Annotated in this window: 10 protein-coding genes; 6 read left to right on the top strand and 4 right to left on the bottom strand. The window is 39.5% G+C overall.

From position 1 onward, the window contains the following. Positions 1-619 precede the first annotated feature (619 nt). Together K9M07_07535 and K9M07_07530 are read left to right on the top strand one after the other, a co-directional pair. Positions 620-2527 (top strand): DUF3604 domain-containing protein, encoded by a 1908-nt coding sequence (locus K9M07_07535; protein MCF7853074.1) that lies wholly within the window; start codon positions 620-622, stop codon positions 2525-2527. Positions 2528-3575: 1048 nt separating this feature from the next. Beyond that, positions 3576-4364: a hypothetical protein gene (locus K9M07_07530; GenBank protein ID MCF7853073.1), complete on the top strand. Its 789-nt coding sequence runs from the start codon at positions 3576-3578 to the stop codon at positions 4362-4364. Here the strand turns inward: K9M07_07530 and K9M07_07525 are convergent. Genes K9M07_07525 through nusB form a run of 4 tightly spaced genes read right to left on the bottom strand, consistent with a single transcriptional unit; the run spans position 4327 to position 7590 of the window. Then, positions 4327-5508: a hypothetical protein gene (locus tag K9M07_07525; protein ID MCF7853072.1), complete on the bottom strand. Its 1182-nt coding sequence runs from the start codon at positions 5506-5508 to the stop codon at positions 4327-4329. The two genes, K9M07_07530 and K9M07_07525, sit on opposite strands and share 38 nt — an antisense overlap. Next, on the bottom strand, positions 5486-6271 hold the full coding sequence (locus K9M07_07520; GenBank protein MCF7853071.1) for a PHP domain-containing protein: 786 nt from the start codon (positions 6269-6271) through the stop codon (positions 5486-5488). Before K9M07_07520 ends, K9M07_07525 begins: the two co-directional genes overlap by 23 nt. A gap of 19 nt (positions 6272-6290) precedes the next feature. Next, entirely contained in the window at positions 6291-7139 is an 849-nt protein-coding gene (murB, locus tag K9M07_07515) for a UDP-N-acetylmuramate dehydrogenase (GenBank protein ID MCF7853070.1), read from the bottom strand. Beyond that, complete coding sequence (gene nusB / locus K9M07_07510) at positions 7129-7590, bottom strand: transcription antitermination factor NusB (GenBank protein ID MCF7853069.1); 462 nt, start codon at positions 7588-7590, stop codon at positions 7129-7131. The genes murB and nusB overlap by 11 nt, the downstream gene beginning before the upstream one ends. A gap of 150 nt (positions 7591-7740) precedes the next feature. On the opposite strand from nusB, the gene K9M07_07505 reads away from it, so the two are divergent. The 4 genes from K9M07_07505 to K9M07_07490 all read left to right on the top strand — a co-directional run bounded on the left by K9M07_07505 (position 7741) and on the right by K9M07_07490 (position 10775). Continuing rightward, positions 7741-8334: a 3'-5' exonuclease gene (locus K9M07_07505; GenBank protein MCF7853068.1), complete on the top strand. Its 594-nt coding sequence runs from the start codon at positions 7741-7743 to the stop codon at positions 8332-8334. A 190-nt stretch (positions 8335-8524) separates the two neighbouring features. Then, positions 8525-9109 (top strand): chloramphenicol phosphotransferase CPT family protein, encoded by a 585-nt coding sequence (locus tag K9M07_07500; GenBank protein ID MCF7853067.1) that lies wholly within the window; start codon positions 8525-8527, stop codon positions 9107-9109. 215 nt (positions 9110-9324) lie between these two features. After that, on the top strand, positions 9325-9486 hold the full coding sequence (locus tag K9M07_07495) for a hypothetical protein (protein ID MCF7853066.1): 162 nt from the start codon (positions 9325-9327) through the stop codon (positions 9484-9486). Next, positions 9459-10775 (top strand): hypothetical protein, encoded by a 1317-nt coding sequence (locus tag K9M07_07490; protein ID MCF7853065.1) that lies wholly within the window; start codon positions 9459-9461, stop codon positions 10773-10775. Before K9M07_07495 ends, K9M07_07490 begins: the two co-directional genes overlap by 28 nt. Positions 10776-11023: the final 248 nt, after the last annotated feature.

The following is an 11023-nucleotide window of genomic DNA, read 5'->3' as shown; positions in this document are numbered from 1 at the left end:
AATTCTTTATGGAGAAAGTGCACAAGCTGCGAACGGAACTTAGAAATAGAATAAATGACAATTTTCAAACAATTGTACTAAATCCAATTAAACTAGCTTAAATTGACGTTGGGTAAGTTTCAAGTGGAAGTACTATATATACCGAAATGAGTTGAAGAGTTGGAATTTTAGCAAAGATGGCGCTTTGAATTTTTATTAGGCTTTAGCCGGCATAATTTTTTGATCCTATTGAAGATAGCTCAAAAAATTATGAGTAAAAAGTCAAAGATGCCAACGAAGATAAAAACCAACTCTTCAATTTATTTCGGTATATACCGCTCGTCATTCAAGAATTGTAATTTTTAGAAAATCTTGAATAACAATGATTTTTTAGATAATATTATCTCGACTTTGTAACTTTTTGGACCTGAAGGCCTCGAGATATTTGTTTTCGGGGAAGTCATTAAAACCGGGAAGGGGGTTTTTTACCCCTTCCCGGTTTTGATCATCTTCCAGTTCGACCATAGGTCGGGCGTCCGAGAGCAAATAGACGGGGCAAGCAGGCCCAAAAAGCTGCAAAGTCGAGATTATCTCGACATTGATGTTATAATTCCGTAAAGAATGCTTGGAGGAAAACCGCATGCGACGCTCGATTTGTTATTGTGAACCTAAAGTTGCTCTTGCCGGAGCGTCAAATACATGGAGATTCACTTATATTCCCGCTAATTCCCTTCCGGCCAAAACTAAGCTACTCTTCAAAATGGATACCGAAGGGCGCTCTATTGACTGGGAAATCCCTCAAACGGACTTAAAAAAAGGGAAAAATGTCATTTGGATGACACTTCCCGATGAAAAAAAATTAAGTGCTACATGTGTTGGTGACTCCTTTAATCCGGCACAATATGAATTCACCCTCTCTTCTGATGTAGAAGAAGGAGAACAAATTGTTATTCATATGGGCGATCCAAGTGATGCTCCAAACCCGGATAACGGAAATAAAGCTCAGACTTATATCCAACGCCGCCGTGCCTTTACTTTATATATCGATCCGAAAGGGAAAAGAGACTATAAAGAATCAGAACCTTTTCATATCGATGTGAAAGGAAATACGCTTTATAACATTAAAATCATCGCGCCATCTATTGTTTCAAAAAATCAACGTTTTGACGTCATTGTCCGCTTTGAAGATTGCTATGGCAATTTAACGGGAAATGCCGAGCCCAATAGCCTAATAGAACTCTCTTATGAGCAGTTGCGCGATAATTTAAGCTGGAAGCTTTTTGTCCCCGAAACCGGTTTTATCACCCTTCCCAACCTCTATTTTAATGAACTGGGAATTTATAAGTTTAAGCTCAAAAACACTTCAAATGGCAACCTCTATTTTTCTGCTCCGATTAAATGCTTTCAAGAAACCCCTAATCAAGTTTTTTGGGGACTTTTGCATGGAGAAGCCGAAAAATATAATATGACGGACACTGTTGAATCCGCTCTAAGGCATTTCCGCGATGATTACTCTTTCCAATTTTATGCCTCCTCAAGTTCAGAATCCGAAGATAATACGAAAAATGAACATTGGAAAATGATCTCAAACCAAATTGCTGACTTCAATGAAGATGAGCGATTCATAACCATGCTAGGATTTCAATGGACAGGCAGTATTCCTTCCGAAGGCGTACGCCACATCGTTTACGCAAAGGATAATAAAGCCATATTGCGTAAACGCGACAGCAAATCTAACTCCATCAAAAAAATCTATAAGAGCCATTCCCCTAAAGAACTCATTGCAATTCCATGCTTTACAATGGGAAAAGGTCTTCACTATAATTTTGAGAGCTATACCCCCGAGTTCGAAAGAGTCATTGAAATCTATAATGCTTGGGGATCCTCCGAGTGTTTAGAGAGTGAAGGAAACTTACGTCCTATCAAATCCAACTCTAATGTTACTGAAACCAAAGACGGGAGCATTCGACAAGCTCTTAACCAAAATTTGCGCTTTGGATTTGTTGCAGGGGGACTTGATGATCGCGGCGTTTATGAGAATTTTTATAGCAGCGATCAAGTTCAATATTCTCCGGGCCTTACCGCAATTGTCGCTACGGAACACACGCGTGAAGCGCTCATACAAGCTCTTTATAACCGCTCTTGTTACGCGACCACCGGCCCTCGGATTGTTGTCTCCTTTTTTGTTGCCGGTGCAGGCATGGGAAGCGAGCTCTGTCTCGTTAATAAACCCGGATTGCAATATAATCGTCATATTTCAGGATGCATTGCCGGGACAAGTGATCTCGAGGAAATTCAAATTATTCGCAATGGGTCCCTTCTTCACTCATTCAAACCCAAAGACACCTATTACCATGAACTCACTTTTGATGATGCTACTCCATTTGATCAAATCACATTAACTCCACCGATAGAAGGTCAATCTCCTTTTGCTTATTACTATATCAGAGTGATTCAAAAGGATGGACATATCGCTTGGGGCTCGCCTGTGTGGATTGATTTAGTTGCACCTAAATTAAATGAGTCGAATAATAAAAAAGCTCCTTAACTCCAAGTTATTATGCACCATTTTTTAGCTACGTTTATCTTTGCGGTCATTGTTGTCGGCCTTTGTTTTCTGGGCCTATCCATTAGCAAACTTGTTACGGGTAAGGATATTAGACTTAAAAGATGTGGCAAACCCGAATGCAAGGATAAAACTTCGCATTGTGACGTGTGTCAAAAAAAACAAAAAAAATAAATTGATTATTGCATTAAGCTCGACTTTATACATTTTTCGGACGCGAGTTTTGCAAGATTGTATGTCAAAAGATTGTGAAAATCGCGCCGAAAACTGGACAAAGTCGAGTTAAGATGTGAACGGGAGCCAATCTCCCTGCCTTAAGCGCGGGGAGCCCTCACACGCCGGGCGATTTGTGCAAAAATCCGTTCGGAGATTTTTGCAATTAAAGACTAGTTTCTATTTTGATTATATAAACGCTGAACCTCCGGTAGAGTATATCGAGCCCCATCACTATGATTGACTATCTCTTCCCGAAAATGGTTTGCAACAGCGCTAAGGACAGTTGATAGATATGAAATAAATGACCAGCGAGACGACGGCCTTGTTATTCGATTAGGATCGATCTGAGGAGCTTTGTCTGGAATATATGGAATTCTTTTATCTAAGTTAGGCAATGAAAAAGATCGTTCTAATCTTCGAGGAGGAACCTCAAATGCACTCCGATGGGGACCAGCTGTTATTTGGAATGTACCGCTCATATTCACCTCTTTTCTACAATAAAGGAGTAATTTAAGTCGCTTATCATAAAAAAAAATCAAATAAATGAAAAGGAAATTCAATGCGAATCTAGAAGGAAATAATTAAAAAAAACTCTTGTCTGTGTATATATACCAAACATCTTAACAAAAAATTTAAAAAACCCAAACATTTAGTAAATGTGATATAATTAAGGTATGTCATAATTATTCTGTCATAAACATATTTATTTTATTTAATAATAAAAATTAATAGAGTGTAAAAATAATCCCCCATCAATGCCTTTCAGGCATTTTTTGTGAATGAAACAGATAGGGGTTATTTAAGGTAGGTTTCTATGACAGGGAAAATATTCCCGGAATTTGAAATTGCTTATCAGCTCTCCAATATGGAGAAAAAAGCAGGGTTAGGGCAATTCTGTCCTGAGGAAATCGAAATGATTATCCTTAAAATCAATAGCGCTCTCAATCTCTCCCCATCATCCGGTTTCTTATTAGAACAAAAAGATCGAGCAACCGGCCTCATTGGGCGCCTTCAAGATCATCATGTAGGCTGTGAGATCCAAAAAATCTGCGATAAGACACACGCCCTCATTGTTCAATCTGACCTATTTTTAGCAAAAAAAACAGCAAAAAATATTTTAAAAGAGCTCGATGCCCTGATGCACTCTTATGCTATTTCATCAGATCAGATTGCCCAACTTTCTGAAGTCAAAAAAATGCTTTCATCTCAGGGACTCATTGACGTTGTTTTTGATCCGGATGCCGTTGAATATGATCTCTCTCAGATTGATATCAATTTTGATATGGCCGCTCTTGATTTAATGGACATGGGAGGGGACTTATATCAACAACGTATTAGCCCATTCTATGAAAAATATAATCAAATGCCGGAGGCATTAAAACGACTATTACTCACCCATATTGAGCATGCAAAAGCTGATTTAACTCTTTTGCAGTTCCCTTTTTCAGCTCATTTTGAAACGAATCTCTTTGCTCTTTTACAAGCCATTGTTCGCTGCTGTACACACTTAGTTCAAAAAACTGATCTGAAAGAAATGCCCAATCGCGATTTTATCGAAGCTCTATTCAAAGAAGCGCAAGAGTATGAAGAGCTGCTTCCATAAGGTAAAAGCTTCCGCAAATGCAGACTGTTGTTTCATTTTGCTTTGCACTTTTAAAGGCTTGCTGCATCCCCTCTTGAATTGACATGGGTGAATGATTTTGAAAATGCTCACTCTTCTCTATCAAGCCCCGCTCCTTATTATGAACGAGATAAATCCGGTGCAAAGAGGCCTTAAAAAGCTCCAATATTGCATCCACATTACGCTCAGAGCTGAATCCAAGAACAAACTCGGCCGGATGATTTATTTTTTTAAGGAGTGATTGCATCCCCTCTTCGTTATGAGCCACATCAAAAATAACTTTGATGCTGCCATGTTGGATTTCTTGAAATCGAAAGGGCGGTCTTTGGATTTGAAAGAGCTCGGGTAATGAGATTGGAATTGCATAGTGAATTTTTAATGCCCAAACGGCAGTTGCAATGGTCTGAGCATTTTCAATGAGATAATCGTCATGACCCACAGAAAAATAAATAGGCGCATTTTGTTGGAATGCTCTCTCGAGAATAGGTGTCGCTACAGCCTTGGCTCCGAGCACAACGGGAACCCTTGCTCTAATAGCCATAGATTTTTCACGGGCAACATCATCACGCGTCGGCCCTAAAATATCCAAATGATCGAGTCCAACCGTTGTTAATACAGATAAAATGGGATGAACTAGCACTGTTGCATCAAGACGAGCTCCAATTCCCGCCTCTAAAACGACAAAATCCACCTGTTGATGCTTAAAATAGAGAAGCGCAATAAGAAAAAACGTATCGAAAAAACTAAAATGGTTTTGGGCAAAGTGGGCCTTAATTTGATCATATAATAAACAAACCTCTTCTTGTGCAATAGGGATGCCATTGATAGATATCCTTTCTAGCGGAGAAAAGAGATGGGGTGACGTAAACAACCCGGCTTGATATCCCTCCTTAGAAAGAAGCGTTGCAATCCCCGTAGCAACAGAGCCTTTACCATTTGTGCCGGCAACTTGAATCGTTTTGAACAAGGGCCTCCCAATGAGCTGATCAACAACATGTTGTAAATCGGCTAAATCATACCCTAAACGCAAACGACTGCGGTGTTGCGAGAGTTGATGAATAAGCGCATTAAACTGATCCATAAGATAAATTTCTATGAAGTTGCTATAGCTTCTTAAATTCTTCAAGGCCTATCCATGAAGATCCCAAAGGATTATGGGGCTTGATTGTTCCATGAAAATCGGATCCCCCTGAGATAAGCCACCCTTTTTTTTCAGCTATTTCAAGCCATTCTCTTTCTTGATCCAAAGGAAAACGGGCATAATAGGCCTCAATCCCATCAAAGGGCAATTGAATCAGTTTTTTGACAACCGATTTGTTTCTAATCAAATGGGGATGAGCAATGAGGGCCTTTCCACCCGCTTGATGAATCATATCAATCGTCTCGGGGATAAAAAAGGACGCTCCGGGGACATAACAAGGTTTATTATCTCCAATATACTCCTCAAAGGCTTCTTGAATTGATCCAACAGCCCCCTTTTCAACCATGATTTTTGCAATATGAGGGCGACCAATCACCCCGGCAGCTTTTTGTTTTAGCTCTTCCGGCTCAATCCGAATCCCTCTCCCCCTTAATCTTTCCAGAATCAGAAGGTTTCTCTCTTGACGTCGAATGACATGGCGCTTACATAAATCTTGGATTGCCTCATTGAGATGGTCAAAATGATACCCCAAAATATGGATCGACATCTCTTCAAAGCGGCATGAAAATTCAACACCGGTCATCAGTTGTATCCCATTTGCTCGAGCATAATCAAATAACTCATCCGTATAGGCGCTGACTCCATCATGATCTGTAATTGACAGCCCTTGTAGACCTATTTTTTTTGCTTCATTAATCAGTTCAAAAGGTGTCATTGTCCCATCTGAACACGTTGTATGTGTATGCATATCTGCACGGAATAGATGCTTATCCAAGAATCTTCACCTCTAACTCTAAATGAACTTGTTTCTTTTTATAGACAATGGATTGGATATACCTGATTAAATCAAGCACATTTTGTGCCGTTGCCCCACCGATATTTTCAATAAAATTAGCATGCGTTGTTGAAACTCTTGCCCCCCCAATCACATATCCTTTCAAACCACACTCTTCAATCAACGCACCTGCACTCGCATTCGGGGGATTACAAAAACAGCACCCGGCAGTTTTGGCTTTATAGGGCTGTGTTTTTAAACGATGGTTAAGAATCTGCCGCTCCGTCATTTTTGCATGCTCAGCCCAATTTAACCTAAACTCACAATGCACAATAAGTCCTTTCATTGCTTGAAATAGGGATGTACGATAGGCAAACTTCATCTCATGGGGTTGATAATCAATTAAATCACCCTCAGCTGAGATAAAACGAACGCTTGTAAGGAAGTCTTTTGTCTCTCGACTATTCGCACCGGCATTCATATACACAGCTCCGCCCACTGATCCCGGAATGCCTGAAGCAAACTCAAGCCCGCTTAAATTGTGTTGGGCTGTTTTCTTTCCAAGAAGCGCAAAATGGTATCCGCTATCGACACTGACTCTATTATCTTCAATCAGACAATGTTGCATTTTATTAATGATCACAAGAGCATTGATTCCATGATCTAAGACTAAACTATTTGATCCTCTGCCGAGCACTATAAAATCAATAGCGCGAGCTCGTGCAAACGCTAAAGCTTCATACGCATCTTCTAAAGACTTAATATGAGTTAAAAAGCGCGCATTCCCACCAATCTTAAACGTGGTATAGGGCGCCAAGGATACGTTTTCTTTAATTTCCATGGATTGGGGTAACTTGATTAGATTCTATCGCAACAGAATCAAAATGTCCTTTATTTTTCACTGCATCTAATATCGCATTGACAAATTTAAAGCATTCGCCGGTTCCAAATTTTTTGGAGAGTCGAATTCCTTCTGCAATAGCGACATTACCGGGAATTGCATCATCGAAAAACATCTCATAAAGGGCAAGACGCAAGATCGTCAACTCTACTTTGGGAATCCGTTCAATTTTATACTCAGATGAGACCTCTTCAATCATCAAATCAATTTCAGCACATTTCGCTTGGATGGCAAGGGCATCTTCAGCCGCAGATCGGATATGGCGCATCGCTACTTTTAGCTGTTCGGAAACAAACTGGAAGAGCTTTGAATCACTCTCGTGAGTAAATTCATAGCTATAGAGAAGTAAAAAAAGAACTTCACGGAATTTTGGGCGAGGCAAAGTGTCCATTATTTTTTTAACCCTACTTAAGGTGAAGTAAAATTATAACAAAAAGACCACTTTCTCCCTATCAAGAAATGGTTAAATCGATTAATATCACTTTTTACCCCTTAAATTTGTAAACTTATTTTTTTAATACCCCCCTGAGATCGAGGTAGAATGCTGGGATTATTTCTCGATACCGAAACAAACGGACTAAATTTTCATAAACACCGCATCCTCGAGATTGCCTGCACCATCGTCAATCTCCGCACAAAAGAGACTATCGCCTCCTTTGATTCGGTGATTAAACAGCCTGAGTTTGTATGGCAGCAGAGCGATCCGGACAGCCTCAAAGTCAACGGCTTTCAATACGATGATTTAGATAATGGACTGCCCGAAGATATCGCCGCTCAAAAAATAATTACCCTTTTTAAGGACTGTGAAATCAATCGCAATAACTCGGTTTTTATCTGTCAAAACCCCTCTTTTGACCGCGCCTTTTTTTCTCAGCTCATTTCTGCAGATGAGCAAGAAAAAATGCATTGGCCTTACCACTGGCTCGATCTTGCCTCAATGTTTTGGGCTGTTTACCTTACACAAAACGAGAAAGTGCCCTCGCATATCGGCCTGTCCAAAGATAAAATCGCCCATTTCTATGGCCTTAATCCCGAAGAAAAGCCCCATAAAGCTCATAATGGAGTTCAACACCTTATCGAGTGCTATTACGCCGTGACCTCAAACCTAAAAACGCTTCACACACACAGACACTAACCTAATAGGACTTTTCTCTCAAGCTGACTAGACAACTGGGTTTCTGGCTCCAATTTTGGGAAAAGGGTATAGAGTTCCCTATAGAAAAAATCGTTGACGATCAGGTTGGCTACAATGATGAACCCTTCCTAACCGGGTATCCCCAAAGGACCTTGAGAAGAGTGATTTTGCAAATTGATCAAGGAAACGGATGAAAAATAGCGGTGTGCAAATTATTTACTTAAATGGCCCATCAAGCAGTGGAAAGACAACTCTTGCTAAAGAGTTACAAGATTCCTTTGAAACGCTATTTCTACTTGTAGGTATTGATAAGATCATCGGTTGGATGCCCGAAAAAGTAAATAATTGGACAGGAGGTGATGCCCCTCTTGGATACAGCTGGAAAAAGAGAGAAGATCCTGCTGGTAACCTTATTCATGAACTCCAGTCTGGACCTTATGCTAAGGAAATAGCAAAGACATTTCAGGAAATAGTCCTGATGTTAGCTCAAAAAGGTCATCCCATCATTATTGACGATATTTCTTTTGGCAAAGAACAGGTTGATGAGTGGAAGGAGCTCTTAAAAGATTTTAATGTTATATGGATAGGTGTTAATGCTCCTCTTGAGGTCTTAGAGCAGAGAGAGAAAGGGCGTGGAAACAGAATGATTGGATCGGCTAGAGCTCAATTTCACAAAGTACACGTAGACACTACCTATAATTTAGAGATTGATACACATCATGCCTCTACAGCTGAAAATATTCAAAAAATACAGTTGCTAATCAGCAATTATTAGTCCTCGATTTTCCCAAGGGAAAAATCGAGGATTACTAAAAATTCTTCTCGCTCCGAGGAGAATTTTTAAAATCCATTTATAACGCACTGTTAGATATGTTGTTTAACGAAAGGCCCAAATATCAAGTAGATTAAAAATAAGATTACTAAGAAAAATCCCCTCTGATCTACGTTATTTATCAATGAAAACCAATAGGCAAAACAAAGGGGATACGTATGAAACGCACACTAGATCTTACCCAAAATTCAAATTCACACCTAGAACTTTTTCCAAATCAAGATTCAAGCTCACCTGCAGCAGAGCTTATTTCCTATATAAAAAAACTGGGGCTTAATTTTTTTTTACATCTATTACCGACCCTAGAAAAGGGAAAATAACCTATTCTCTCCCGGCGCTACTCAATACGGCATTGGCTACAGTGCTATTTCGTACGGAATCGAAACATGCTTTTCATCAAGAAAGCAGGAGTTCTAAGACGACGGAAGATGCTATTGCAAAATTTGTGGGCATTGATGACTGTAAACTGCCCAATACCAAGACAATTGACGATGTGTTATGTCGTCTAGATTATCAAGAAATGAATCACATTTTAATGGGCCTATTTGATAATTTGCGAAAAAGCAAATTATTCACCGATCATCCTAAATTGATTCCAAGAGGGATGTACCACCTTGCAGTTGACGCAGAAACGGTTCATAAATACACAAATGATAGTGACCATAACTGTGCTCAGTGTCCCTATTGCCTGAAAAGGCAAAGGGGTGATGAAGTTTGGTATGTGCACATGCATATAACCGCTTCCATTGTCTGCCCCGGGGGCATTCGAATCCCTCTCTATGTATACCCTGTCCATGCTATCTCGTTAAATATCAAAGGAAGTAATTCTCAGGAAGCCTTTAAACAGGAATGCGAATTGTCGTCACTTCCGATTATTTTAGGAGCCATTCGCGAACGTTTCCCGAAACTACATTTTTGTGTCCTCTTGGATTCTTTATATGCAAATGGGCCAAGTATGAAGATTTTGAAGATAAACAATATAGAGTGGGCAATTGTACGCAAAAGCGGTTCTATGAAAACGGTCGGACAAGATTGTGATGGTCTTGCAAAATTGAAAGGTCATAAAAAGACCAATTATCTTGAGGAAAACACAGTAAGCGGTTGTAAAAAAATCAAACGTATATACGAATTTTTTAATGAAGTGAGTTATCAGGATCAAAAACTCAATATTCTTCGATTCAACGAATGGACTTTTGATCAAAATGGGAAGGAGAAGTTCCATGTGTATTGGGAATGGATTGTCAGCTGGAAACTGACAAAAAAGAACGTAGCACAAAGCGCCGCTCAAGGACGTTTGAGGTGGCTTGAGGAAGATCTATTCAATACTCTGAAAAATCGGGGATTCAAAATTAAACATGATTACTCCAGACATCCATCGGCGCAATTGATTTGGTTTATCCTCATCAATATTGCATTTTTAATCTCCGAACTGTTTTCCAGACTCAGACGAATTGTTCCAATGAGAAAAACGAGATCCCTGAAAGACTTTATGAGGTCTCTTTTCCATGAGCTACGTTGTATTGGTCATAAGATTTTAGAAATAGCCATGTCACTGAATAGGGGGCAATTTCGATATATATTTGAGAAGGCCGTTCTTAGAAAATCTTGATGATATATTAGTGATACAAAGGAGGTTAAATAATTGATGATTAGATTGTAATAAGTTTATATAAGTGCTACTTTCTAATGGAGAAGCTTAGCATAACGGATCCGTTTTGCTCTGTACAGGACAAAAAAATTTACGCGCATTTAAGTACCTAATTTAAAGCATGTTAACAAGCTAATGGCTCGCAGAAATCCCTCTATTTTTTTCTCTATAGAGGTCAGAAACGACCGTAAATAATCCAAGCCCAGCCT

The organism is Simkaniaceae bacterium (assembly GCA_021734805.1).
Classification (GTDB): domain Bacteria; phylum Chlamydiota; class Chlamydiia; order Chlamydiales; family JACRBE01; genus Amphritriteisimkania.
The sequence above is the reverse complement of the archived record's forward strand: the minus strand, read 5'-3'. Positions and strand labels throughout refer to the sequence as shown.